At 62.9% G+C, this 25,750-nt stretch carries 18 protein-coding genes; 7 read left to right on the forward strand and 11 right to left on the reverse strand.

Annotation, left to right across the window (positions count from 1 at the left end; all coding sequences use genetic code 11):
* Both AC2FM3_RS10560 and AC2FM3_RS10565 read left to right on the forward strand, forming a co-directional pair.
* Positions 1-934: type I secretion system permease/ATPase (locus AC2FM3_RS10560; RefSeq protein WP_496681457.1), on the forward strand; the 934-nt coding region annotated here is incomplete at its 5' end.
* 2 nt (positions 935-936) lie between these two features.
* Positions 937-2,244: an HlyD family type I secretion periplasmic adaptor subunit gene (locus AC2FM3_RS10565; RefSeq protein WP_496681460.1), complete on the forward strand. Its 1,308-nt coding sequence runs from the start codon at positions 937-939 to the stop codon at positions 2,242-2,244.
* Between the two features lie 4 nt (positions 2,245-2,248).
* On the opposite strand, the gene AC2FM3_RS10570 is transcribed toward AC2FM3_RS10565, so the two are convergent.
* Entirely contained in the window at positions 2,249-4,186 is a 1,938-nt protein-coding gene (locus tag AC2FM3_RS10570; protein ID WP_496681463.1) for a M10 family metallopeptidase C-terminal domain-containing protein, read from the reverse strand.
* A 330-nt stretch (positions 4,187-4,516) separates the two neighbouring features.
* Between AC2FM3_RS10570 and AC2FM3_RS10575 the strand changes: the two genes are divergently transcribed.
* From AC2FM3_RS10575 to AC2FM3_RS10595, 5 genes are all read left to right on the forward strand, one after another.
* A complete protein-coding gene (locus tag AC2FM3_RS10575; protein WP_496681466.1) occupies positions 4,517-8,380 on the forward strand; it encodes a beta strand repeat-containing protein in 3,864 nt (1,287 codons plus the stop codon).
* A gap of 64 nt (positions 8,381-8,444) precedes the next feature.
* Entirely contained in the window at positions 8,445-9,269 is an 825-nt protein-coding gene (locus AC2FM3_RS10580) for a SapC family protein (RefSeq protein WP_496681469.1), read from the forward strand.
* Positions 9,256-10,599, forward strand: coding sequence for a TolC family protein (locus AC2FM3_RS10585; RefSeq protein ID WP_496681471.1), 1,344 nt, complete (start codon positions 9,256-9,258; stop codon positions 10,597-10,599). The genes AC2FM3_RS10580 and AC2FM3_RS10585 overlap by 14 nt, the downstream gene beginning before the upstream one ends.
* The gene (locus AC2FM3_RS10590) at positions 10,596-12,740 is read left to right on the forward strand and encodes a type I secretion system permease/ATPase (RefSeq protein ID WP_496681473.1); all 2,145 of its coding nucleotides are present in this window, start codon (positions 10,596-10,598) and stop codon (positions 12,738-12,740) included. Before AC2FM3_RS10585 ends, AC2FM3_RS10590 begins: the two co-directional genes overlap by 4 nt.
* Complete coding sequence (locus AC2FM3_RS10595) at positions 12,724-14,034, forward strand: HlyD family type I secretion periplasmic adaptor subunit (RefSeq protein WP_496681474.1); 1,311 nt, start codon at positions 12,724-12,726, stop codon at positions 14,032-14,034. Before AC2FM3_RS10590 ends, AC2FM3_RS10595 begins: the two co-directional genes overlap by 17 nt.
* 15 nt (positions 14,035-14,049) lie before the next feature.
* On the opposite strand, the gene AC2FM3_RS10600 is transcribed toward AC2FM3_RS10595, so the two are convergent.
* The 10 genes from AC2FM3_RS10600 to AC2FM3_RS10645 form a co-directional block, all read right to left on the reverse strand.
* Positions 14,050-15,816: an ABC transporter ATP-binding protein gene (locus tag AC2FM3_RS10600; RefSeq protein WP_496681476.1), complete on the reverse strand. Its 1,767-nt coding sequence runs from the start codon at positions 15,814-15,816 to the stop codon at positions 14,050-14,052.
* A gap of 201 nt (positions 15,817-16,017) precedes the next feature.
* The gene (locus tag AC2FM3_RS10605; RefSeq protein WP_496681478.1) at positions 16,018-16,719 is read right to left on the reverse strand and encodes a response regulator transcription factor; all 702 of its coding nucleotides are present in this window, start codon (positions 16,717-16,719) and stop codon (positions 16,018-16,020) included.
* A complete protein-coding gene (locus tag AC2FM3_RS10610) occupies positions 16,716-18,584 on the reverse strand; it encodes a PAS-domain containing protein (protein WP_496681557.1) in 1,869 nt (622 codons plus the stop codon). Before AC2FM3_RS10610 ends, AC2FM3_RS10605 begins: the two co-directional genes overlap by 4 nt.
* 107 nt (positions 18,585-18,691) lie before the next feature.
* The gene (locus AC2FM3_RS10615) at positions 18,692-19,450 is read right to left on the reverse strand and encodes a methyltransferase domain-containing protein (RefSeq protein WP_496681481.1); all 759 of its coding nucleotides are present in this window, start codon (positions 19,448-19,450) and stop codon (positions 18,692-18,694) included.
* On the reverse strand, positions 19,447-20,064 hold the full coding sequence (locus tag AC2FM3_RS10620) for a pimeloyl-ACP methyl esterase BioG family protein (protein ID WP_496681484.1): 618 nt from the start codon (positions 20,062-20,064) through the stop codon (positions 19,447-19,449). Before AC2FM3_RS10620 ends, AC2FM3_RS10615 begins: the two co-directional genes overlap by 4 nt.
* Positions 20,061-21,347 (reverse strand): adenosylmethionine--8-amino-7-oxononanoate transaminase, encoded by a 1,287-nt coding sequence (gene bioA / locus AC2FM3_RS10625; RefSeq protein WP_496681485.1) that lies wholly within the window; start codon positions 21,345-21,347, stop codon positions 20,061-20,063. Before bioA ends, AC2FM3_RS10620 begins: the two co-directional genes overlap by 4 nt.
* Positions 21,344-21,964: a dethiobiotin synthase gene (gene bioD, locus AC2FM3_RS10630; protein WP_496681487.1), complete on the reverse strand. Its 621-nt coding sequence runs from the start codon at positions 21,962-21,964 to the stop codon at positions 21,344-21,346. Before bioD ends, bioA begins: the two co-directional genes overlap by 4 nt.
* Positions 21,961-23,091 (reverse strand): 8-amino-7-oxononanoate synthase, encoded by a 1,131-nt coding sequence (locus tag AC2FM3_RS10635; RefSeq protein ID WP_496681488.1) that lies wholly within the window; start codon positions 23,089-23,091, stop codon positions 21,961-21,963. Before AC2FM3_RS10635 ends, bioD begins: the two co-directional genes overlap by 4 nt.
* On the reverse strand, positions 23,088-24,068 hold the full coding sequence (gene bioB, locus AC2FM3_RS10640) for a biotin synthase BioB (protein ID WP_093963112.1): 981 nt from the start codon (positions 24,066-24,068) through the stop codon (positions 23,088-23,090). Before bioB ends, AC2FM3_RS10635 begins: the two co-directional genes overlap by 4 nt.
* A gap of 102 nt (positions 24,069-24,170) precedes the next feature.
* Entirely contained in the window at positions 24,171-25,706 is a 1,536-nt protein-coding gene (locus tag AC2FM3_RS10645; RefSeq protein ID WP_496681491.1) for a sulfatase-like hydrolase/transferase, read from the reverse strand.
* Positions 25,707-25,750: the final 44 nt, after the last annotated feature.

The following is a 25,750-nucleotide window of genomic DNA, read 5'->3' on the forward strand; positions in this document are numbered from 1 at the left end:
GCTGCAGAACGAGATGACGGCGGGCGCGATGATCGCGGGGTCAATTCTGCTGGGACGGGCGCTGGCACCTGTGGAACAGATCGTGGGCCAATGGGCGATGGTCGAACGGGCGCGCATGGCGTGGAAGGGCCTGAACCAGTTTTTGGCCCGAACACCCAGGGAGCCGTCGCGCACCAAGTTGCCGGTTCCCGCCGCGCGGCTGGTGGCCAAGAACCTGACGGTGATCCCTCCGGGCACCAAGACACCGACCCTGCGTGGGGCGTCTCTGGTGCTGGAGCCCGGCAAGGCGCTTGGCGTGATCGGCAAGAGCGGATCGGGCAAGACCACTCTGGCCAAGGCGCTGCTAGGACTGTGGGCGCCGGCGGCGGGCGAGGTTCGCCTGGGCGGCGCAACCCTCAGCCAGTATGACCCGGACGATCTGGGCCGTCACATCGGGTATCTGCCGCAGCAGGTCACCCTGTTCAACGGAACCGTGGCCGAGAATATCGCTCGGATGTCCCTGTCGCCTGACGCCGAGGCCGTCGTGGCCGCCGCCAAGAAGGCCAATGCCCATGAACTGATCCTGAGCCTCGAGAAAGGGTATGACACGTTTTTGGAAGGCAATGACAGCCAACTGTCGGGCGGTCAGAAACAGCGGATCGCCCTGGCGCGCGCTCTGTATGGCGACCCGGTCGTGCTGATCCTTGACGAGCCGAATTCGGCGTTGGATGCCGACGGAACGGACGCGCTGAACGCGGCCATCCGCAATCTCAAAGCCGAAGGCAAGGCGGCCATCATCATGACGCACCGGCCCCAGGCCATTTCAGAATGCGACGACCTGGCTGTGGTCGAACGAGGCCAGATCGTTAAATTCGGACCGCGCGACGATGTTCTGAGCGCAATGGTGCAGAACGCGGGCGTCATCAAGCGACAGCTCAAGAAGGTGGGTGAATAGACATGGCCAACCAAGTTTCGCGCCCGGCCTGGCGGATCACCGTTCCGGCCCTAGTGGGTTTTGCCGCACTGACGATCCTGATCGGCGGCGTCGGCGTTTGGAGCACGCGGACCAGACTGGCCGGGGCGATCGTCTCGCCCGGCGTCGTCGAAGTCCAGAGCAACCGGCAGGTGATCGAGCACCCTGACGGCGGGGTCGTGGGCGAATTGTACGCCCGCGATGGCGACCATGTCGCCCAGGGGGACCTTCTGTTGCAGTTGGACGGCACCTTCCTGACGTCCGAGAAGGCCATCATCGAATCTCAGTTGTTCGAGTTGCTGGCGCGGAAGGTGCGGCTGGAAGCGGAACGCGATGGCGCCAAGGTCGACGAACTGGACGCGCGCATGCGCGATCTTGCGCGGATGGAACCGATCGACCCGGATTTGATCACCGGACAAAGAAACCTGTTCCTGGCGCGGTCCGATACCTTGACCCAGAAGATCGACCAGCTGGGCAAGCAACGGAATCAAATCGAAAGCGAAATCGCAGGAACCGACGCCCAATTGGTGTCGCTGACCAAACAGGTCGATCTGATCCGGCAAGAGCTGGAGGATCAGAACGACCTTCTGGCCAAGGGCCTGACCCAGGCCAGCCGGGTGCTGGCCCTGCAGCGCGAAGAGGCCAGCCTAACCGGTGAAATCGGGCGGCTGGAGGCAACGGTGGCCCGCCTGAAGGGACAGATCGCCGCGACCGAAATCCAGATCGTCGAGCTGGCGTCCGCACGGCGCGAGCAGGCGATCACCGAGTTGCGGGAAGTGCAGGCGCAGATCGTGGAGCTGTCGCAGCGTCGCCTGTCGCTGACCGAGCGCCTGTCGCGCCTGGACATTCGCGCCCCGGTCGCTGGTACGGTCTTCGGCAGCCAGGTCTTTGCAGCGCAATCCGTGGTTCAGCCCGGCGAACCCATGATGTACATCGTCCCCGACGATACGCCCTTGCTGGTGGCCGCGCGCGTGGACGCGATCCATGTCGACCAGCTGCACGTGGGACAACCCGTCACCCTGCGGTTTCCGGCCTTCAACCAGAGGGAAACCCCCCAGATCGACGGCCATGTAATCAACGTGTCGGCCGACGCGCTGACCAATGAAAAGACCGGGCAGGCCTATTATCGGACCGAGGTGGCCCTGGACGATGGCCAGACCGAACGGCTGAATGGCCAGACCCTGCTGCCCGGCATGCCGGTCGAAACTCTGATCAAGACCGACGAGCGCACGCCGCTGTCCTATCTGGTCAAGCCCATGACCGACTATTTCAACCGGGCCTTCCGCGAATAGCGCGTCACGGGCCTTCGAGGTTGCCCAGCAAGATGGATGTCATGTCAGTGGCGATCACGCCATCGACGGCCGCCACGGAAACTCCGGTGTCATACGAAACGTTGTGCCGCGTGATGCCGGACAGGTCGGCGTTCTGATCCAGAAAGACCCACTCGGGCTCGTGCAATGACGGCATGCCGACGGCCACTTGCAGGATCACCAGTGCATCCATAGCCGTCACCTTGCCATCACCCGTGATATCGGCGGCGATCAGATCTTCGGGGCTTGCTGGACCCCATGTCGGATCCATGCCGACCGAGATTCGCAGAACCTGCAGGGAATCCAGCGCGGTGATTTCGCGCGTGGCATTGGAGTAGGTTTTGATGATGTCCAGATGGCCGTTCAGGGTTCCGTCCGGAAGGCCCAGATCGAACTGCCCCTGCCCGTCCGCCTGCGCCGTGATCGTCGCGTTGCCGGAGGGCGTGAACCGGATTTCGGCATCGGTGAGGCCCGGATTCGCGGTTCGCGAGTCGATCGAAACGAGACCGACTACCCCACCCGAGGATTGCGGGCTGGCAAACACGCCGTAGTCGACCGGCATGTGATCGGGACCCTGAAACCCCGCACCGAACATAGCCGCACCGTCCAGCGGCGACCCGTCGGCCGAGACGACATGAATCGTCTCGTTGCGATAGTCAATCTGCGCACCCTGCGCGGTCGATGCCACGGTCAACTGGCCGGGATTGCGCAGCAGCAGATAGTCGAACAGGTCCAGGCGGTCGGTGCCAGCCTGGAAATCGGTGATCGTGGTTGGCCCGCTGCCGGACCGCATGACGAAGATGTCGGCACCCGATCCGCCGGTCAGGGTTGTCGCGGCACGCCCGGCAATCAGGATGTCGTCTCCGGCCCCGCCCTGCACGACAGTATCCAGAACGCCACCGCTCAGCATGTCGTCCTGCGCGGAGCCGGTCACGGTGCCATAGCCTTCGGCAACCACGCCCAAATCCTGCAGAGACACGCTCAGTTGGGTCAAGCCCGGCTCCTGCTGCGAGCCGGCAAAGATCTGCAACTCGTTCCCGACATGGGCAACTTCGATCACCTCGACATTCTGAAGGCCGCTGGCCAGCGTATCGGCAAAGCTGTCTAGATAGACCAGCTTGCCATCCGGTGTCATCGTCAGCAGCGTGACCCCGTCGTCGCCGCCACCGGCCACCACGAAAACATGGCCGCCTGCTTCGACGACCTTCATGTCCTGAACCGATCCGAACCGGGTGCCAAGCGTGTCGAGGGCATGGTCGGTTGGAACCAGGCTGCCATCCGCGCCCAACCGCATGACGCTGATCGAGTTGCTGCCCGACCCCGCAACCAGAACCCAGGTCTGGCCATGGGCCTGCACGATCTCGAGCGCCGTGGGCGTATGGATGCCCAAAGTCGCGAGCGATGCGCCCGTATCGGTCAGGCTCAGACTGCCCGTCATCGGGTCGACTCCGAAGACCCGAACCGTGCTGTCGGCTGCATTGGCCGCAACCACGAATGAACTCGGGCCAACCTGTGCGGCCTGCATCGAATCAGCCTGACCGGCGAGGGACCCAACCTCGAAAAGCGCTCCGTTCGTTTCGATCCGGTATGTCGTGACCTGCGCAGTATCTTGATGGGAAACCGTTACGAATTCGCTTGCCCCGGCGGAGTACTGAACCAAGCTCGTCACGTCCCCACCCCCTGAAACCACAGCGACTTCGCCCAAGGCCCCGATCGTGCCGTTCCCGTTCAGCTGATAGCCGACAAGCCCCGTCGCGGTGTCGATATCCAGCACGATCCAGTCTTGGGCGCCAAAGGTCACAGGCTGTCCGAACCGCCCGGCCTGAAGGGTAATCGTACTGCCGAAATACTGATCATCATGGAACACGGGGGCGCCGCCCGCTGTCAGTTCCCAAACCGAAATCCCGCCTGTCGCGCCAGTCACGCCGTATAGGTACGTGACACCGTTAAACGTTTTTAAAGCCGTATCGCCGATACCGGAATCGAGCGCCGGGCTTCCCGTTGCCACCACTCTTTCGAACTGAAGATTCACTTTCGATTTCCCCCACGCCACTTGCGGCACACGTCAAGGGTCATCCGAAAGAGAAGCAGGGATCAGAACGAAAATGTGGTGAAAACGAGGATTTCGGTTCCAGTTTTAAACAACTTTTTGGGTTCGACCGCATGAGAAAACAGGCGACAGGAACGAAGATCGAAACACGCTGCGTCTCTGCCTGCCGACCTGCTGTTTGTGGCCGCCGATCGTGAGGGCATCATGACGATGAAACAAGGTTCGCAAAAGGCCTCTTTGGCTGACAAGGCACCGGAAACGGGCAACGATATCACAGCCCGCCACCTGATTGAAAAACAGCTGCGCAAATGGGCCGGTCGCGGCTTTGCGGGCGGTCTCGTTTCGACCTTGCTGGCCCTCCCTGCATTGGCCCAGGCCAGCCGAGAAGACCTGGACTCGTTTCAGTTCGCCGAAGTGTTGCCCGGCGTCCGGTCGGTAAAACTGCTTGAGAATGGCGACGTCCAACTCAAGATGCTTGACGGCCGAACTGTTGTCGTGGCGGCCGAAGACGTGCGCGTACTGGACGGCGGCGCGATCATGATCGCCGAGGGCGTCGCCGTCGAGATTGCCCAGTTCGCCGCCGCAGCCGAAGCCGCAGCCGCTGGGGCCGCAGCCGGAGGCGGAGTCGGCGCAGCCGGCGCGGTGTTAGGCGGCATAGGCCTTGCCGGCGCGGCTGCCGCCGGCGGGGGTGGCGGCGGGGATCAATCGCCCGAGCCAAGCCCGATCCCGCCCCCCGAACCGGCACCCGTCACACCTTCTGTTCCTGCGCCCCCCAGCCTGAACCTTGCCGAGCTTCAAGGCACGTCGTTCAACAGTGTCAGCACAGGGGCAGAGGCAGCGGCGGGGGCTGCCGCCGTGGAGGTAACAATCGGCTCGGTCACCACAGTCGCCGCGCCCGCGCCCGATGGCACATGGAGCGTATCGCTGACGCAGGCCGAGGCCGCGGGGCTGCCACAGGGGGTGACGACCGTTACGGTCCGCAGCTTGGACAGTGACGGAAACGAAATATCGATCGCCACGGCGGATTTCTCGGTCGACACGATTGCACCGACGATCTCGATCACCGGGTTTTCAGACGGTTCGGTCATGAACACCGCCGAAAGCGGTACGGATCTGACTGTCACCGGAGTCACAAACGCCGAAAACGGGCAGACCGTCACCGTGAACCTCAATGGCCAGACCTATTCCGGAACGGCGTCAGGCGGCACCTGGAGCGTCACAATCCCGGCCGCGGATCTCACGTCCTTGCCCGACGGAGCGATCATTTCCGTAACTGCAGATGTCGAAGATCGCGCCGGGAACCCAGCTCTTGAGGCGACTGGCAATTTCAACACCGACTTCACCGAGCCCACCGTGACCCTCGACCCCGTGGCCGGCGGGCAGATCGATCTTGCCGATGTCAGCGCGGATTTGACACTGACAGGAACGACCACGGCCGAAGACGGACAGACCGTCACGGTCACGTTCGCCGGAAACACGTATTCCGGCACCGTCTCTGGCAGCGCGTGGTCAGTTACCGTTCCGGTCGCGGATCTGGCGACCTTGTCGACCGGCGTTCCGGTAGACATCAGCGTCGCCGTCGACGACGCCGCCGGCAATCCGGCACCGCCGGTGTCGGCCTCGGTTCCAGTCGATTTGACCGGCCCGTCCATATCCATCGCTCCTCTGTCGGTCGGAGCAGTCATAAATGCCACGGAAGCCGGCTCGGATCTTGTGATCTCGGGAACCACGGGCAACGTGACCGACGGCCAAACCGTAACGGTGACCCTGGACGGACAACCCTATGTCGGTACGGTCGCGTCCGGAAGTTGGAGCGTCACCGTCCCAAGCACTGATCTGACGGCGCTGGCGGATGGTGGCAGTTTCACCATCACCGCCGACGTGATTGATGCGGACGGCCTGTCTGCGCCTCAGGCCAGCATCGGGTTGTCCAAGGACGCCACCGCGCCCGTGGTCACCATCGACGCGCTTTCCGACGGTGCCGTCATGAATGCGGCCGAGCAGGCCACGGACCTCACCGTCTCCGGCTCGACGACCGCCGAGGATGGGCAGGCCGTGACCGTCAACCTGAACGGACAGAGTTATTCCGCGTCCGCAACCGGTGGAAGCTGGGCAGTGACCGTTCCGATGGCTGACCTGGCCGCGCTCGCCGACGGGTCCACGATCTCTGTCACGGCGGACGTCTCGGATGCTGCCGGCAACCCTGCTACTCAGGCATCTACCAGTTTCGACACGGATTTCACGGCCCCAACGCTGGCGATTTCGGGCATTTCGACCGGAGCGGTGATGAATGCAACCGAACGGGCTGGCGGTCTTTCGGTCAACGGAACGACGGATGCGCCGGACGGATCGATCGTATCCATCCGCATCGCCCGGGCCGATGGCACGGTCGACGCGACCGGCTCCGCAACCGTCAGCGGCGGCGCCTGGAGCTTCGTGGCGACCAGTATGGACATCTCCTCGTTGCAGGACGCCGAAGCGTACAACGTTACCGCGACAGTAACCGATCCAGCCGGAAACACCCAAAGCGCGACCACCGGCTTCGCAACCGACTATTCGGCGCCGACGATCACGTTGGACCCGCTACTTGTGGGCGCGACACTTGATGTCGTCGAGAGAGGTTCAGACCTGCCGGTTTCGGGTTCGACCACAGCCGAAGACGGGCAGACGGTCACTGTATCGTTGAACGGTCAGACCTACACGGCCACCGCCAATGGTGGAAGCTGGACAGCGACGATTCCTGCGTCGGACCTTTCAGGTCTGTCGGATGGCGGAAACTACACGACCACGGCCACGGTCGCAGACGCTGCAGGGAACCCGGCCTCGGCCACGCCCGCGAATTTCGCGACCGATTTCCGTCCGATCCTTTTGCTGGACCCGGTGGGCACAAACAACAGCATCGCTCTGGTCGACGCGCAAGCGAACGGCACTGTGATCAGCGGAACATCGTATGGCCTCGCCCCCGGCCAGTCGGTGGATGTGACCGTCAACTCCAACGCGGTGGGGGCCGCGACCGTCGCAGCAGACGGGTCATGGAGCATCTCAGTACCAGCCGCGACTTTCGCAGGGCTCGACGGCGGCGACGCCATCGACGTTCAGGCTACGGCAAGCGTCGCAACAGGGCCTGACCCCGTGCCCGTCAGTGACCAGGTTTTCGCGCACGTGCCCTCGGCTTACACGATCGCCGAATTCGGCCGAACCGGGTCCGAAGTCACACTGGCCGTCTACGCCGACGCAGACCGCGATATCTCCAGCGGCATCGATTACAATGTCGACGCGACCTTCGACCCGACGGTCGTCACCTTCAACGCCGGATCGACGGTTCCAAACCCCGAACTCTTTTCGGAGCTCACTTATTCACCCGGTACGGGCGCCGTCAACTTTGCCGGTACGGCCCTGACCTTCACCGACCTGTCGCAACCGCTGTTCACCTTCACGATCACGGTGCAAGATCCTTCTCAGCCCATCGCTCTGGCAATAACGACACCGAATGGCGGACCAGCCAAATGGCAAATGGGAACCGATGGCGCCGATATCCTGTCGACCTCGAATGTGGACGACGTCGTTCGAGGCGGCGGCGGCGACGACGCAATTAACCTGACGGGCGCCGGGCGCGATCTGGTCGTGTTTGAAGCGAACCCCGCGATCAACGGCACGGATACAATCACCGGCTTCAATATTGGTCCGGCGACGGATGTGACCGATGCATTGCTCTTCAGCGGGCTTGATGCTTCGACCTTGCGCGGAAGCGGGACAGATATCGAGATTTTGGGGCTGGGAGGTTCTCTTGGCGCGAACACCGGCTTTGTCGGACTGAACACCCAACTGGCCGATCTCGATGTGGGAACCTTGACGACCGCAGCCGAAGGCTTGGGTGGCGCTCAGTCTGGCGATGAGATCTATCTGATGGCCACCGACGGAACCGACAGCGTACTGGCCAAGGTGGACTATACAGCCCCGGGAACGGCCTCTGTCGACATGATCGCGCACTTCCAGGGGGTTGGCGATCTCGGAAGCCTGAGCAGCGACAACATCCTGCACACGGATCCCACCGGCGCGACCGCCTGATCCAGCGAAGGAACATGCAACATCCCCAAGGGGGTGTTGCCCATAGCGAGCATTGAGAGGGAAAATGGTTCAGAACGACCGGGTCGCAGTGACCACACAGAGACATTCCAAATGCTCTTGGCATCGGTTCACATCCTATGATTTCGCCCGAACCATGGCAGTTTGCGAGGTCGTTGCCTCAGAAATCCCGATCGTCGCAGCTTCGTTCCCGATCGGGTTTCTCTCCGACGGCGAATCGCTGCGACCGGTCTGCATCATGTCTGTCTTGGAAGGGGAACCAAACCTCTTCGTCGCAAACGACGGCCGATGGTTGGCACCCTATGTGCCGTCTGTCCTGCGGTGTCACCCCTTTTTCGCGGCGCCGGCCGACCCTCGGCAAGCCGGGCACGAGAGCACCTTTACCTTGCTTGTGGACGAAACGACGGGCCTTGTCACACCAGATTCGACAGGACTGCCGTTTTTCACGTCCGACAAGGCGCCCTCGCAAGAGCTTGGGACAGTCGTCGACTTCATGCGACACTATGTGGCGGAGCAGAGAGCGGCTGAGTCTGCCTGCGCCGTCCTTGCCGAGCTCGAGCTGTTTGCACCCTTGCAATCAGGTGTGCCGCTGAGCCTGGATTTGCCTCTTTGCGGCATCGATTTCACGCGTTTGGACGAGTTGTCACCGCCCGAAACCTCGCTGATGATGACGAGTGGCGCAATGCAGATCGCATACAGCCATCGGGTTTCGCTCGCTCATTGTGAATGGTTGGGCAAGTTGCAGATGGCCGCCGGCCGAACTCAATCCGCTTGCGCAACCTCCCAGCCGTCGGAACTGGACGGGTTCCTAACTGCGCTCGCTACGGCACAATCCAAGGCCGAAAACGAGGCTTCCCATGCATTTTTTTGAACGGTCTGCGCAGAAAGTACTTGGCTGCATTCTTTTGGCTCTTGTCTCCGCGTGCGAACCCGTGCCGGATCTGGCGCCAGTCGAAATGGCCTTCTCGGCCGGCACGGCCGGAGCGGGCGCTACCGCACCGTCTGAGCGACTGACCAGCAGCGAGTTCGGCCGCCGCATCCGCCAGGCGGTGGAATCCAGTCCGACGCTTGCGAAGTCAAATACGGAAATCGACCTGGCACGCGCGAACCGGGACGTCGCCGAAGGTGCATTTCTGCCGCAGCTGTCCTTGGGATTGAATGCGCGTTCCGAGCGCGTGGATTCGAATGTTTCTGACCTATCGCCCTATCTACGCGTCTCTCAATTAGTCTATGACGGCGGCGCGGCCTCTGGCAATCTGGCCGCTGCTCGGGCCAGGATTTTGGAAAGCCGCGGCAGCCAATTGCAGACGGCTTCCGCGACCGCATTGGCCGCAATCGAGGCCTATGTTTCGGTTCTGAACCGGCGCGAGCTTGTTGACATTGCTCGGCAGAATGTAGCGGCGCACGAACAGATCGAACGGCAGATTTCCGAGAGGACCGACATCGGAGCCGGATCGACTGCCGACCTTCTGACCGCCCGGTCCAGGATCGCAGATGCCCGCACGAAACTGGCCAACGCGCAGGCGCAGGCTGATCGGTCCATCGCCCGTTTCCGGGAGATATTCGGCTATGACCCCGGTGCTTTACCCGCTCCGCTTCCCGCGCCCGTATTGAACAGAAGCGACAGCCAGATCGTGCTGAACAGCCCACAGGTTCGACGCACGGATGCGGCGCTTCTTGCCGCTAGGGCCGAGCAGTCGGCGGCCTTGGGCAGGCGCCAACCGGATATCCGCGTATCCGCCTTCGCCAACCAGGACGACAATCATGACGCGAATTTCGGAGTGGACCTGTCCGTCAATTACGAGATTGACAGCACCGGCAAACGGCGAGCCGAAATCGCCGCTGCCTCGGCGCGCATCAAGCAGGCGGAATTCGAGCGGGAAACGCTGATCCGCGAAATCGGCCGCGAACTTGGCTTCATTCGGTCAGACCAGAAAGCCGGTGCGGAACGACTGAAAGAGGCGCGCCGCGCCGTTCAGGCAAACATCCAGAATGTTTCGGCGATGCAAGAGCAGTTCAAGATCGGCCGCAGCAGCCTGATCGAAATTCTGGATGCACAACGCGATCTGGTCGCCGCGCAGGAGCGGATGATCCTCGCCGAGCAGAACTTTTTCCTGACCAATTACGCCGCCATCAGCCTGACCGGCGACATCCTCGACCTGTTTGATATCCAACTGGAAAACTGGAACGGCATGCCATGACCTCGGAGCGCCCGGAACCCACAAAGCCGAACTTCAAAGCACTGGAGCGTTGCCTTCTGCACGTCGCAGCCGAATTGGGGCGGCCACTGACGCCATCGCGGGTCATTGCGGCCCAGCACAACCCGGAAAAGGGGTTGAACGTCAAAGAGACATTGGCTCTCGCTCAGGATGCCGGCCTGCAGGCCGGTTTTGGTGCACGTCGACTGGAAGACTTCGACGATGTGCTGGCACCTGCTGTTCTTTTGATGCAGGGCGACAAGGCGGTCGTCTATCATGGACGGGGTCACGGCGGAGACCTGTTGATCTTTGACCCTGAACTGGACAATGGCGTTTCGGAAATGCCCCACGAGAAGGTTGCCTCGCTTTATTCCGGTTATACCATATTGTTCCGTAAGGCCCACAGGGACGGTCCGAAGCCGGACACCAGGGACGACGGTCACTGGTTCTGGTCGGCCCTGATGGCGAACCGCTGGTCCTATGCGCAAGTCGCTCTGGCTGCCGCCATGACCAACTTTCTGGGTCTGGCCACATCGGTCTTCATCATGGTCGTCTACGACCGGGTACTTCCCAACGAGGCGACGGAATCCCTTGTCGCGCTGACGGTCGGCGTCGGTCTTGCGTTGCTGTTTGATTTCATCCTCAAGATCTTGCGGGCCGGGTTCATCGACAGGGCCGGCCAGAGGGCCGACATGTTGATGGGGCGACGGATCTTCAACCAGATTCTGAACATCCGGATGCAATCGCGCCCCGGGTCGATTGGCGCCATAGCGAGCACCGTCCGCGAATTCGAAACCCTGCGCGAGTTCTTTACGTCAGCCACGCTGGTTGCCGTCGTCGACCTGCCCTTCATCGCGTTGTTCATTTTCGCGATCTACATGGTGGGCGGTCAATTGGCGGCCATTCCGGCGCTGGCGGTGCCTGCGGTCCTGCTGGCGGGCTTGGTGGTGCAACCCTTTCTTTCCCGGCTCGCGGCACGGAATTTTGACGAAGGGCAGTCCAAGCAATCAGTATTGGTGGAAACTCTGGCCGGTCTAGAGACGATCAAGACCACGACGGCCTCGAACCGGATGCGCAAGCGCTGGGAAGAGGCGGTCGAGCGGCATTCGCAAAACGGGATCAAGAGCCGGGCGATCACCCAGTTCGCGCTTAACCTGACCGGATTCGTGCAACAGGCCGCGCAGGTTCTCATCGTCTTCTACGGGGTATTCCTGATTGCCGACGGTCACGCCAGCATGGGTGCCCTCGTTGCATCGGTCATGTTGACCGGTCGGGCCCTGGCCCCGCTGGGGCAAGTTGCGCAAACACTGACGCGGGTCAATCAGGCGCGCAGCGCCTATCGCAACCTGCAATCTCTGATGTCGGCAGACTGCGAACAGCCAGCAGGACGAACCTGGATCAGCCGGCCCGGCTTTGCAGGCCGCGTTTCCTTCAATAACGTCTGCTTCGCCTATCCCGGTCGGGAAGAAGATACGCTGCGAAACGTGACCTTCACCATCGAACCCGGGGAAAAGGTCGCAATTCTTGGGCAGATCGGCTCGGGCAAGAGCACAATTGCCCGGTTGCTTCTGGGACTGTACCAGCCGCGATCGGGGTCGGTTCTTCTGGACAATATCGACATCCGGCAGATTGACCCGGGCGACCTGCGGAGAAGCATTGGATCGGTTCTGCAGGACATATGGCTGTTTTCAGGATCCGTGCGTGACAACATAGTCAGCGGCGCCTATCGGCCCAGCGAGGAAGACCTGATCCGCGCCGGCCACATCGCCGGAGTCGAAGATTTCGTGAACCGACACCCCAGCGGCTACGACCTGCAACTGGCAGAGCGCGGCGAAGGTCTGTCAGGGGGTCAGAGACAGGCCATCGCCCTGGCACGGGCCTTGATCGGGCGACCACCGGTCCTGATCCTGGATGAACCGACAAGCGCAATGGACGTAAAGTCCGAAGCCGAGATTATCCAGCGCCTCAAGACGGCCACAAAAGGAACCACGACCATCGTCGTCACCCACAGAACCAGCCTTCTAGAGATGGTCGAGCGGGTGATCGTCATCGAGAACGGCAGGATCGCCGCCGACGGCCCCAAGTCGATACTGACCCAACGCGCCCGCAGTACACGGAGGCATCTGAATGTCGCGGCATCCTGATTTTGCTTCCCTTGAGCGGGAACTGCGCGGCCGCCCGGGCGCGCGAGGTTCGGTTCTGCTGCTGGTGACCTTGAGCTGCATACTGGTTGCGGGTGTCTGGGCGTATACCACCGAACTGGATGATGTCGTACGCGCCGATGGGCGCATTGTACCGTCGGCCGATGTTCAAGTCATCGAGGCCACCGAACCAGGCGTTCTGTTGGCCCTGCATGTTCGCGAGGGTCAGGTCGTCGACAAGAATGAGCTGTTGATGGAATTCGACGCCACGCAACTTGACAGCGACCTGGACCGCGAACGGCAAAAGGCCTTTGGGTTGATGGCAAAGGCACAAAGGCTACAGGCCGAGATCGATGGAACCGATCTGAGGTTTGAGGACGATCTTGTCCGGCAGGCGCCCGAAGTCGTCCAGTCCGAGACGGCCTTGTATCTGGGGCGGCAGGCGGAATTGGCCGATGAGATCGCGATTCTGGAGCGGCAACGCGAACAACGCCAGCGCGAGTATGAAGAAGGTCTGGTCGACAAGATCACAGCGGAGGAAACGCTCAAGGTCCTGGCGGAGGAACGTGCCCTGATCGAACCCCTGGTTAAACGCCAGATGGAGCCGGCGACGACCTTGATGGCCCTGCGCCGCAGCGAAGCCGAATGGAAAGGGCGCAAGGTCAGAGCCGAGGCGGCCACATTGCGGCTGAACACCGGGTTGAGCGAAATCGATGATCGGATCAAGGCCGCCCGTAGCCGGTTTCGTACGTCGGCCTTGACCGACCTTGCCCTGGTCACGGCCGAATTGGCCGCACTGGAGCCGACGCTGCCCGCGCTGGAAAACAGAGCTTCGCGGGCGCAGGTCCGAGCACCGGTCAAAGGAATCGTCAACCGATTGCTCCGCAGCACACTGGGCGGCTTGGCCCGCAGCGGAGAGGAGCTGGTCGAGATCGTCCCCTTGGATGACAGCCTGCTGGTCGAAGCCTATGTCCGGCCCGAGGACATTGCGTTTCTGCGTGCAGGCCAGAAGGTCAGGGTCAAGATAACGGCCTATGATTTCGCGCGCTATGGCGCACTTGACGGTGAAATCATCCGCATCGGTGCCGACACGATCACCCGATCCGAGCGCAACGACGAAGAGGTTTTCGTGGTCGAGGTGCGGACCGAAGACAAGCTGCTGGACGCGGCCGGGAACCCTGTCGAGATCATTCCGGGCATGATCGCCGAGGTCGATATTCTGTCCGGGCGGAAAACCGTCCTGGAGTATCTGTTGCAGCCGGTTCTGAAGATCAAGAACCGCGCGTTCAGGGACTAGGGCACGCCAACTGCGTCAATTGGAGGACGTCTTGAACTGTTGGTCGAACAAACCCCGGAATCTGCCGTTCATTTCCAGCAATTCATCCAGATTGCCTTGTTCGACCACCTGCCCGTCTTGCACCACCATGATTTTGTCCGCGCCCAGCACCGTCGACAGCCGGTGCGCGATGACGATCGTGGTGACGTTTTCGGTCAATCTGTCCAAGGCGTCCTTGACCAGGGATTCGGAATCCGCATCCAAAGCACTGGTGGCTTCGTCCAGCAACAGGATCTCGGCCTTGCGCAGAATGGCCCGGGCGATGGCCAGGCGCTGTTTTTGCCCACCCGACAGGAAGGCTCCGTTTTCGCCAACCTGCGTATCATAACCTTTGGGCAGCGCCATGATGAAGTCATGCGCATGCGCAGCACGCGCCGCCTCGATGACCTCTTCGTCGGTGGCATCCGGTCGGGCAAAGCGCAAATTCTCCATCACGGATGTCGAAAACAGGAAAGTGTCCTGGCCTACAAACGAGATTTTGCGCCGCAACGATGCAAAGCTGACATCCTGCAAGTTCTGCCCGTCGATTTCGACGGTACCACTTTTGGGATCGTAGAACCGCATGATCAGGCCGAAGATGGTCGATTTTCCGCCGCCGGATTGCCCCACCAGCGCGGTCGTCTTGCCAGCCTCGAAGGTAGCGCTCAGCTTTCGGATGACCGGGTGCGAACCGCGATACCCGAACGTGACGTCCTTCAGGCGAATTTCACCGGGCCCCGGAGCAAGGTCGATTGCCCCCGGCTTTTCGCGCATCGGGTCTTCCTGATCCAGCAACTGAAACATCATACCGATCGGCACCAATGTGGTTTCGATCGCCACACGCATGCGCGACAGCCGTTTGGCCGGCTCGTAGGCCATCAGAAGAGCCGTGATGAACGACATCAACTGACCCGCCGATGGCGGCTCGCTGCCGGCGAGTCCCATCGTCGAAACCACGAGAACGCCCGCCACCGCCAATCCGGCCAAAAGCTCCATCAAGGGGCTTGCGATCGCCTGCAGCTTGGCGATCGAGTTGGCGCGGCGTTCGACCGAGCGAATGGCGCCGTGCATCCGGTCGACCATCATGTCCTCGAGCGCAAAAACCTTGATCACCTTGATGCCGGCCGAAGTTTCCTGAAGCACCTTGATGATCTCTGCCAGCGATTTCAGCTCGGATTCCATGATGACGCGCACGCTTTTCAAAAGCGCCCTCACGCCCCACAGGGCCAATGGCCCCACCACAAAGAACATAACCGACAGAACCGGTTGCTGGTAGACCATCACAAAGACCAGGCCGACCAGCGTCAGGGCGTCTCGAACGAAACTGGTGACGATGACATCCACAAGACGCCGCGCGGCCTGGGCCCCATTGGTCACGCGCATCAAAAGACTAGACGACTCGGTCTTGGCAAAAAAACCGACCCCGCGGGTGATAAGCTTGTCGTACAGCTTTTCCTGCTGCTCGGCGATGATGCGGTTACCGGCGCGTGCCAGAAACACGGCCTGAGCATAGGAGGCCACCGCCTTGGTGAAAAACAGCGCAACGACCCCAAGCGCAATCCAGTAAACCTGCGATTGCATTTCGGGGGTGGTCATCGCGTCGACGATGCTTTCCATCATCCACGCGGTTCCGGCTGTCGTCGCGGCCACGATCGCCATGGCGACCATTGCGATGGCATAAAGCCGCCACTGCGCCCGCAGACTATCGCCCACCAGCCGGCCGATATGGCCGGAGCGCCACTTGGCCCAGGTCTTTCCGATCATCAGGGTCTCCAAACGTTCTGACGCCTTGTTGCGTGTCAGAACCGGATTTGCAAGTTGTCAAAGCGCCGACCGGCAAAGCCGTGCCACGACGCGCAGAAGCCTTCAGTTAGGGGCTGAGCTCGAAAATACCAGTGCCAATGCGGGTTTTCGTCAAAGCATTGGGTGACCAAGACCTGTCGGGCCGTTCGCTCCGAAACTCTATCACCGCCACTCGACGTCGCCCAGAAAGATGTAACCGGCGCCGTAGATGGTCTTGATCAGGCGCGGGTTCTTGGGGTCTTCTCCCAGTTTGGTCCGCAGCCGCGATATGCGCACGTCCATGGCCCGGTCAAAGCTTTCGCCCGCAGCCCCGCCCAAAGCCTCCTGCATCTGCGCTCGACTGATCAGGCGTTTGGGGCTTTCCAGGAACAGCCGCAGCACTTCGCCCTCGGCATGGCTGAATGCGGCTTCCTCACCGGTATCAGACAGCAGAATATAGCGGTCGAAACAGGCCGTCCAGCCATGGAACCTGGCCACCTGCGATTGCTGCACCTGGGATCTGGGCGCACGCAGACGGGCGCGGATGCGGGCCACCACCTCAGCTGGGTCAAACGGTTTGGTGATGTAGTCGTCGGCCCCCAACTCCAGCCCCGTCACCCGGTCCTGCACCTGTGCCCGACCCGAAATGATGATGACCGCCGCCCCCTGTTCGAGCGCCAGCCGGTGCACCAGCGCCAATCCGTCGGTGTCGGGCAGCGACAGGTCCACGAGGCACACATCCGGCGTAACCCGTTTCAGAGACGCTTCGAATTCGCGGGCGCGGGCAAAGCTCTGGGTTCGAAATCCAGCGTCTTCAAGCGCTTCGGTCAGAATCCGGCGGATTTCCGGCTCGTCGTCCAGAATGGTCACCAGGGGTTGCGTCATGAGGCGGCCTCGGTTCGGATCAGCGCGGACAATTGCGCGCGGGTGAAGGGTTTGCGCAGGACCGGCGCCTTGGCAAGAGCTTGACGGTGCAGCGGGTCATCATAGGGCAACGAGGTCATCAGGATCACCGGAATTGGTAGAGCAAGTCGTTCGATCAGATCAATGCCGGTGGCAGTGCCCTCCAGCCGAATATCGGACAAGATCAGCGAGATGTCATTCAAACTGGCGGTCAGTGCCAGCGCCTCATCCGCCGAGGTCGCCTCGATCACCGAAAGACCCAGATCAACCAGCATGTCGCGGAACTGGTGGCGCAGATCGTCGCTGTCTTCGACCAGCAACGCCAGGCCCGACTGGACAGGCGGCGCGGGCCGATAGGGCAGCCGCAGCATTACGGATGCGCCCGAGGGCGTATTGCGCAGTTGCAGATCTCCACCCGCCAGCTTGACCGTGTCATAGACCATCGGCAGGCCCAGCCCCGACCCCTTGCTGCCCTTGGTGGTGAAAAACGGGTTTAACGCCTTGTCCAGCGCATCGGGTGAAAACCCCGGGCCTGTATCGGACACGGTAATTTCCACCCAGATCCGACCGATCGCATGGGCGCTGATGGTGATCTGCCCGCTACTGCCGCAGGCGTCGCGGGCGTTCAGCACAAGATTCAACAACGCGTCCTGAACCATGCCCGGGTCCAACATCAGCGCTTCATCCGGCAGAGTATTGACCACCGACAGCCCCACACCACGCGGCAAAGAAGGCGAGGCCAGCACCCGCAGATCCTCGAGCAGGCCGCGCATGTCGGTGGCCTGCGGCTGCAGAGTGCGGTTGCCGGTCATGTCGGCGATGCGGTTCAGCAGCTGCCCGCCGCGCCGCGCGGTCTGCTGGGTTGCGACCACAAGCTCGGCGGCGTCTTCGGGCAGGTCCATCTTTTCCAGCTTGGCCTGCATCCCCAGGATAATGGTCAGCAGGTTCGAGAAATCATGCGCCAACCCGCTGGTCATCTGCGCGGCCATCGCCCGGCGTCTGGTCTGCTGCAGGGCCACGCGGGCCTGCGTTTCCTCGGTGATGTCCACAGACATGATATAGACGCCGCCCGCGCCGTCGGGCGTGAACGAGACACGGATACGGCGTGAATCCTGATCCTCTGTGAATTCGAACACCGAGGCCTGCCCGTCATAGGCCTGTTTCAGATGCGGCCGGACCCGCTCGTAAGCGTGCGCGCCGAGGGCCTGCGAGATGTGCAGACCCAGGATGTCCGACGGCCGCCCCGGCAGGACCGAACTGAGCCGCCGGTTGGAATAATCATACCGCCCCTCGGCATCCAAATGGGCGATATGGGCGGGCATCATCTCGGTGGTCATGCGGGTGCGCGCTTCGATCTCGGTCAGCTGGCGCTTGGCCTCTTCCAGCGCGCTGATCGTGGCGGCCAGTTGCCGGTTGGTGGCCGAAAGCTCTTCGGCATGGCTCAGCAACTGGTCCGACAGTTCTTCGGACCGGCTGCGCAGAAGCTCTTCGACCCGTTTGGTGCTGGTTATGTCGGTATAGACGGCAACCCAGCCACCGGTGGGCAGGGGTGCACCCTCGATCGCGATCACCTGCCCGTTGGGGCGCACGCGTTCCATGTAGTGCGGCTCGAACGCCAAGGCCTGTTCGACCCGGACACTGACCAGATCCTCGACCGATTGGTCGTGACCATATTCCCCGCGGCTGGCCAGAAAATGGATCGTGTCGCTGAACAGCGCGCCCGGCTGCACCAGGCGTTCGGGCAGGTCGAACATTTCCTGAAAACGCTTGTTGCTGACCACAAGGCGCAACTGGTCGTCATAGATCGACAACGCCTGACCAATCAGGTTCAGCCCTGCGGTCGTCATCTCTTTGATGCGCTGTTCGGATATGTCCACGCCGATCCTCCCCTGGGCACAGGCCTATCACCAGTTTTCGGGCAGGTGTAGATGGGCCGGATGCGACCGGTTGGCCCCTAGCCGGGTTTGCGGGCGATGATCCAGACGGGGTGATAGGTCAGGCGCACGCCTTTGGGGCCGGAAAACGCGGCGCGATAGCGCGTGCTGAAATCGGTCAGGTCGGAGCGGGTCCAGACCTGCGCCGCGCGGCCGTTCACCCCGGTCTCACGCAGGTGGCGCAGCACGTCCAACGGCGTTTCGAACCACAGCGGTTGCCGATCCTGCCACAGGTCGAGGATTTCAACATCGGGGCCGATCCCCGCGGCCAGATCCTCGGGGCCGCACAAACCGGGCGCGCGGGCGGCCGACCCCAGCGCGGAAAGTTCGGCGTACTGGTCGGGGCCAAATCCCGAAATGGCAACCCACCCGCCGGGCGCGACCTGATGCATCGCACGGCGGACCACGGCCGCCGGATCGTCCAGCCATTGGACCGTCGAGGCCGAGGCAATCAGGTCGGGCCGCGCGGGCCATGTCACATTGCGGATATCGCCCGGCAGGAAATCCGCGCCCCATCGCCGCGCAGTCTCCTGGGCCTGTGGCATCAGGTCGTTGAGCTTGGTCCGAGTGAACGAAAACTGCTGGTGCAGCGCCTCGGTCAGATGGCCGGTGCCGCAGCCGATTTCGAACAGGGTGCCAAACTGGCGGGGCGCCCCGAGATCGACCAGCCGATGCGCCAATGCGCGGGCGATCCGGGCCTGCGGGCCAGCGGCGCAGTGATAGCTGCCGAAGCTGCGGCTGAAACTGCGCCGGATCCGGTCCGTGGGCATGGCGTTCATGCGAACCACTCCGCCCAAGTCTGCCCGGCCGCGAAAGGCTGGTGCGGGCCAGGGATGCGGCGCACGGTGTCCGATTGGCCCCAGGCCACCTCCTGCGCCGCCGTCGGCACGATGCGGTCCGAGGCAGAAATCCAGACCCGGTCGAACCCGGGATCGGGCGCAGGTCCGCGCGCCGCGATGGCCCGCAGTTCCTCGGCCGCGACGGCAAAATCGATCCCGGGTGCGGGGCCTTCCAGCCCGGCCCGGCGGCAGAACCGTGCAAAGCTGGCCGCGCTCAGGCCATCGGCCGTGGCCGCGACCGTCTCGGGCGCGATGCCCCGGTCTGCATCCGCCGGAAACAGCGTGCCGTTGACCGCAACCTTGCGGACACAGGTCAGCCCGTGACCCGCCAGCCAATGCGCGGCCGACGCGACCCCGAAGGAATAGGCCAGCAGCCGGACCGTGTCATAGTCGCCGGTTTCGGGCAGGGCGTCGTCGAGGTTGCGATAGTCGTCAACCACCAGAACATCCGCCGCCCCGGTCAGGCGCGTAAACGGCGCAGGCCCCAGCGCCCACCCGCCGAACACCAGCGTCAACTGCGCTCCGCCGTCACGGTTCAGCCAGTGCCGCCTCATGCGTCGCCTCGCGCCAGTTCGACCATGGTCGCCGTCACCTGGCTCAGCTCGTCGCCCGAGATCACATAGGGCGGCATGCAATAGATGTTGCGCGCAAAGGGGCGTAGCCAGACACCGGTTTCCGGCGCCCGCCGATGGGCGATGCGCGGATCGACCGTGTGCTCCATCTCGATCACGCCGATGGCGCCCAGCACCCGAACATCGGTGACGCCGCGCAGGCCGCGCGCCGGCTCCAGTTCGGCCTTCATCTGCGTCTCAATGGCCCGCACACGGGACTGCCAGCCGTTGTCTTCAAGCAGCCCGAGGCTGGCGATGCCGGCGGCGCAGGCCAGCGGATTGGCCATGTAGGTTGGGCCGTGCATGAACACGCCGGCCTCGCTGTTGCCGATGCCATAAGCCACCTGTTCGGTGGTCACCGTTGCGGCGAACGAGATATGCCCCCCCGTCAGCGCCTTGCCCAGGCAGATGATGTCCGGCGTCACCCCCGCATAGGTGGTGGCAAAGAGCTCTCCGGTCCGGCCGAACCCCGTGGCGATTTCATCGAAGATAACCAGAACGTCATGGGCCTGACACAATGCCTTGGCCCGGCGCAGCCACTTGGGGTGATAGAAATACATGCCGCCCGCGCCCTGCACGACCGGTTCAAGCACCAGCGCAGCCAGCCGGTGCGCCTTGTCCCGCAGCAACTGTTCCAAGGCGTCGAGCCCGTTCTGCGCGGAGTCCTCTGGCCAGTCATCGCCCAGACGGACGGACGGGCGCGGCAGAAAGTGCTGGATCGACAGCGCGCCGCGGAACAGCCCGTGCATGCCGTTGACCGGGTCGCAGACGCTCATCGCCTTCCAGGTGTCGCCGTGATAGCCGCCACGGATCGTGGCGAACTCGACCTTGTCGGTGCGGCCATGGGCCATCTGGAACTGCACCGCCATCTTCATCGCCACCTCGATCGAGACCGAGCCGCTGTCGCAATAGAAGATCCGGTCCAGCCCCTCGGGCAGCAGGGCCACCATCTTGCGGCCCAGATCAATGGCGGGCCGATGGGTCAGGCCTCCGAACATGACATGGGGCATCCGGTCCAGCTGCTGCTGCATGGCGGCTGTGATCGCCGGGTGACGGTGCCCATGGATGGCGCACCACCACGAGGACATGGCGTCGATCATCTTCACCCCATCCTCGCGGTACAGATACACGCCCTCGGCCCGGTCGATCAGATGCATCGGGCCCGGGTCGGCCACGTTCGTATAGGGGTGCCATAAGTGGCGGGCGTCAAACTCGAGCGGGGTCACAGGGCACCTCGGATCGTGTCCATGTCGATCGCCTCGAACGCGCGGCGCAGGGTGGCGGGTGTCAGATTCTCGATCCGGCCGAGGCGTCCAACGTGGGGCACCTGCGACATCTGGGCGATGGTCTGTTCGACCTCGGGTTCGGGGTCTCCGATGAAGGCCACACCGACCACCGGGCAACCGGCGCCGCGCAGCGCCATCAGCGACAGGGTCGTGTGGTTGATCGTGCCCAAGGCCGTTCGGGCCACCAGAATCACGGGTGCTTGCCAGCGGGCGAACAGGTCAAGGTAATAGGCCTGCCGGGTCAGCGGCACCATGACACCCCCAGCCCCTTCGACCACCAGCGGGCCATTGGTCTGCGGCAGGGTCAGTCGGTTCAGATCGATCTCGACCCCCTCGGCCTCGGCCGACAGGTGCGGCGAGGCGGGCAGGTTCAGCAGATACGCCTCGGGCAAGACCGGTTGGCCGGACAGGCGCGCCACGATCTGGCTGTCGGTCTCTTCCTCAAGCCCCGATTGCACGGGCTTCCAGTACTGCGCGCCAAGGGCCGCAGTCAGCCCGGCGGAAAACACGGTCTTGCCGACACCGGTGTCGGTTCCGGTCACGATCACTGTGGTCATGCGGTTCCTGCCTGTTGTTCGGCGATGGCCTGAAACACCGCCGTGATGTCCTGCGCGCCGACGTTGCCGGTGATCGAGACCCGCAGTCGCGAGCTGCCTCGTGGTACGGTGGGCGGGCGGATGCCGCGCACGTCAAACCCCATCTGCTGGAGTTCCGCCGCGCGATCCATCGTGGCCGCGTCCTGGCCCACGATGACGGGCATGATCTGGCTGTGAAATCCGGTCAGACCGCACAGGCGTGCGGCTTCGGCATGGGCATGGGCCATCCGGTCGCGCGCGGCCAATGTCAGGCCCGGGTCCTGTCCGACGGCCCGCAACGCGCCCCGCACGATGGCGGCGTCCAATGGCGACGGGGCTGTCGCAAAGATGAACGGCCGTGCCCGGTTGATCAGGGTGTCGATCATTTCACGCGGCCCGCAGATCAACCCGCCGCTGGCGCCCAGCCCCTTGCCGCAGGTGTGCAGTGTCAGCATCTCGGCGTTCAACCCATGGGCCAGTCCCTGCCCGTTCGGGCCGAAGACGCCCGTGGCGTGGGCCTCGTCCACCACCAGCACTGCCTTCTCGGCTCGGGCCAGTTCGGCCAGGGCGGTCAACGGGGCCAGATCGCCCTCCATCGAATAGACGCTTTCGACCGCGATCCAGACCTGGCCCGTGCCGCCTTGCGCACGCCAATCGGCCAGCACCGCGCGGGCCGCCGAAATGTCGTTATGCGCAAAGCCACGGATCTCGGCCCGACCCAAGCGCATCCCTTCATGCGCGCTGGCATGGACCAACTCGTCATGCAGGATCAGATCCCCGGCCGCCGGCAGGGTCGAGAAAATGGCTTGATTGGCCTGAAACCCGCCGCCCATGAACAGCGCCGCCTCGGCGCCGAAAAAGGCGGCGGCCTCGGCTTCCAGCGCCTCATGCTCGGGGTGGTTGCCGCGCAACAGGCGCGACCCGCCGGAACCCAGCGGAACGCCCCGGTCCAGCGCGTTCTGCGCCGCACGTTTCAGAACATCGGACCCGGCCAGGCCCAGATAATCGTTGGATGCGAAATCCAGCCCAGTGCGGGGCGCAAGCCTGCGCAGCCGATGGCGCGTTTCCAGCACCTTCAGCGCATTGCCCAGCCTTGCGATCGCTGTCATTCGGCCGCGTCCACGCGGGCCTCGGACTCCGCCTCCATCGGCTGGATGCCCAGCTTGGCGAACAGGATCGCGTCCTTGCTTTCCTCGGGGTTCTCGGCGGTCAACAGCGTGTCGCCGGCAAAGATCGAGTTGGCACCGGCAAAGAAGCACATGGCCTGCATCTCGTCGCTCATGTCGCTGCGGCCAGCGGACAGGCGGACATGGGATTTCGGCATCATGATCCGCGCCAGCGCGATGATGCGCACGAAATCGATCGGATCGACCGGCTTGGCGTCGGCCAGCGGGGTATCGGGTTGCGGCATCAGCATGTTGATCGGCACCGAATCCGGCGGCTCGGGCAGGTTGGCCAGCGTGACCAGCATGTCGATCCGATCCTCGCCGTTTTCGCCCATGCCCAGAATGCCGCCCGAGCAGACCTTCATCCCCGCCTCGCGTACGCGGTTCAGCGTGTCGATCCGGTCGGCAAAGGTGCGAGTGGTGATGACCTCGGGGTAGTAACGCTCGGACGTGTCGATGTTGTGGTTGTAATAATCCAGCCCGGCATCGCGCAGCTGCACCACCTGGGTGTCGTCCAGCATACCCAGAGTCATGCAGGTTTCCATGCCCATCGCCTTGACGCCCTGAATCATCGCCACCAGCGCATCCATGTCGCGCGCCTTGGGCTCACGCCAGGCGGCGCCCATGCAGAACCGGGTCGAGCCGGACTCGCGGGCCTTGCGGGCCTCGGCCAGAACGCGTTCGACCTCGATCAGTTTCGAGGCGCTCAGCTTGGAGCCGTTGCGCGCGGATTGCGAGCAATAGGCGCAATCCTCGGCGCAGCCGCCGGTCTTGATCGACAGAAGCCGCGACATCTGCACCTTGTTGGGGTCAAAATTCTCGCGATGTACGGTCTGCGCCCGATACAGAAGATCCATCAGCGGCAGGTCATAGATGGCCTGAGCGGTTTCGCGGGTCCAGGTGTTCGATGTAGCCGACATTTTATAGATAATTTTTCCCGATGATTCAGATCTACTCGGGTTTATCAATAAAGCCGGAAAACGCAACATCCGCGATGTCACAGGGGGTGGAACTGGCGTGGGTCAGGAATAGCGCCGCACCGATCTCGGACCATCCGGCGTGATTGAATGCAACGAGAGTGTATGGTCCATGTTGCGCATCCGGTGGCGCAGCATCTGGCGCGTCAACCGCGCAAGGTCCGACGCGAATTCGGGCTTGTGCGCGACATTCTCGGCCTCGCCCTTGCCATTGTGATCGAACAGCAGGGGCGGCAGGTCAGCGGCGAATTCCACCAGTGTAAACCGGGTATCCCGCAGGATGCTCAGGCACGAGTCGCTGTGCCCTGTCCCCAGCCGCCTCTGCCAGACGGTCGGGTGTTCGGGGTCGGAAAAATCCAGCTCACTGAAAGAATAGCTGCGCCAGTCCGCCGGTGTCTGGCCGCGCAGAAGCGGCAGCAGGGAACGCCCGTCCATCGAATTCGGGATGGCCTGCCCCACCCAATGCAGAATGGTAGGCGCGATGTCGATGGATTCGGTCGGAACGTCGACGCGCAGCCCGGCATTCCCCGCGTTGCCCGGCGCGCGGATCACCAACGGCGTGTGATAGGCCGCGTCATAGACCGACATCTTGCCCCAGGCATGGTGGTCGCCCAGCATCTCGCCATGATCGGCGGTGATGACGATCAACGTGTCATCATATTGGCCGTTATCTTTCAAAAACCGCAGCACCCGACCGATGTGATAGTCGACCTCACTCGCCAGCCCCAGATAGACGGCGCGCAGTGTCTGGGTGTTCGGATCGGTCGGTGACACCTCGGCAAAGCCATGTACGCAGTCACCCGGCCCGCAGCTTTCCAGTGCCGGGCCAAAGAACGGATGAACGGCGGCTTCGGCATCGGGCGATTCAAGACGCGTCGGCAGGGGCAGCGACGCCGGATCATACATGCGGTTGTACGGCGCCGGCGCAACCAGCGGCGGGTGCGGGCGGATATAGGTCAAATGCGCGAACCAGCCGGGCTTTCGATACGACGCGATCTCGTTCAAAAACGAGTCGGTCAGGAATGCCGTGTCACTGTCTTCGGCGCTGTAAGGGGCCGGATCATTCAACCGAGGCACGGACCCGTCCTGTGAAACCGGCTTGTAGAGGTCCCAATAGTTGTCGAACTCATATCCCTTGCGCAGCAGGTGCGATTGCCAGGGAAAAGATTCCTCGAGCCGCATTTCGACGACCTCGTGAAAGCCGTTCATCGGGTTTTCGTAGGTCTTTACCGCCGGGTCGTTCGGGTGATGCACCCTGGGGTCGGCCGAGGTGTCGGTATAGCCGAACAACTGCGGCAGGTATCCGGCCTTGCGCATTTCGGTGGCGATGTTTGGCGTATCATGCCGCAGCGGTGTGCCATTGCGCACCGATCGGTGGTTCATGGCATATTGTCCGGTCAGCAGCGACGCCCGCGACGGCCCGCACGGGTTGGTGACCGAGAAATGGCGGGTGAACGTGACGCCCTCGGCCATGAAGCCGCGCAGGTTCGGCAGATCGACATGGTCGGCCAGCGCCCCGGTCAGGCAGTCGGCACGCAACTGATCGATGATGATGAACAGGACATTTCCCCTTCGCCGCATTCCGAACCACCCTGTCTGGATCCCGTGTTCCGTCCGAAGGCGAC

It is taken from the genome of Ruegeria sp. BHSB172, assembly GCF_059613165.1.

Bases quoted from the DNA above. Each gene is read 5' to 3' on its own strand.
- AC2FM3_RS10595 (WP_496681474.1), top strand. From the start codon at position 12,724: ATGTCGCGGCATCCTGATTTTGCTTCCCTTGAGCGGGAACTGCGCGGC.
- AC2FM3_RS10635 (WP_496681488.1), bottom strand. From the start codon at position 23,091: ATGACAGCGATCGCAAGGCTGGGCAATGCGCTGAAGGTGCTGGAAACG.
- bioB (WP_093963112.1), bottom strand. From the start codon at position 24,068: ATGTCGGCTACATCGAACACCTGGACCCGCGAAACCGCTCAGGCCATC.
- AC2FM3_RS10615 (WP_496681481.1), bottom strand. From the start codon at position 19,450: ATGAACGCCATGCCCACGGACCGGATCCGGCGCAGTTTCAGCCGCAGC.
- AC2FM3_RS10620 (WP_496681484.1), bottom strand. From the start codon at position 20,064: ATGAGGCGGCACTGGCTGAACCGTGACGGCGGAGCGCAGTTGACGCTG.
- AC2FM3_RS10580 (WP_496681469.1), top strand. From the start codon at position 8,445: ATGGTTCAGAACGACCGGGTCGCAGTGACCACACAGAGACATTCCAAA.
- AC2FM3_RS10585 (WP_496681471.1), top strand. From the start codon at position 9,256: ATGCATTTTTTTGAACGGTCTGCGCAGAAAGTACTTGGCTGCATTCTT.
- AC2FM3_RS10610 (WP_496681557.1), bottom strand. From the start codon at position 18,584: ATGACGACCGCAGGGCTGAACCTGATTGGTCAGGCGTTGTCGATCTAT.
- AC2FM3_RS10605 (WP_496681478.1), bottom strand. From the start codon at position 16,719: ATGACGCAACCCCTGGTGACCATTCTGGACGACGAGCCGGAAATCCGC.
- AC2FM3_RS10575 (WP_496681466.1), top strand. From the start codon at position 4,517: ATGACGATGAAACAAGGTTCGCAAAAGGCCTCTTTGGCTGACAAGGCA.
- AC2FM3_RS10590 (WP_496681473.1), top strand. From the start codon at position 10,596: ATGACCTCGGAGCGCCCGGAACCCACAAAGCCGAACTTCAAAGCACTG.
- AC2FM3_RS10565 (WP_496681460.1), top strand. From the start codon at position 937: ATGGCCAACCAAGTTTCGCGCCCGGCCTGGCGGATCACCGTTCCGGCC.
- AC2FM3_RS10600 (WP_496681476.1), bottom strand. From the start codon at position 15,816: ATGATCGGAAAGACCTGGGCCAAGTGGCGCTCCGGCCATATCGGCCGG.
- AC2FM3_RS10645 (WP_496681491.1), bottom strand. From the start codon at position 25,706: ATGCGGCGAAGGGGAAATGTCCTGTTCATCATCATCGATCAGTTGCGT.
- bioD (WP_496681487.1), bottom strand. From the start codon at position 21,964: ATGACCACAGTGATCGTGACCGGAACCGACACCGGTGTCGGCAAGACC.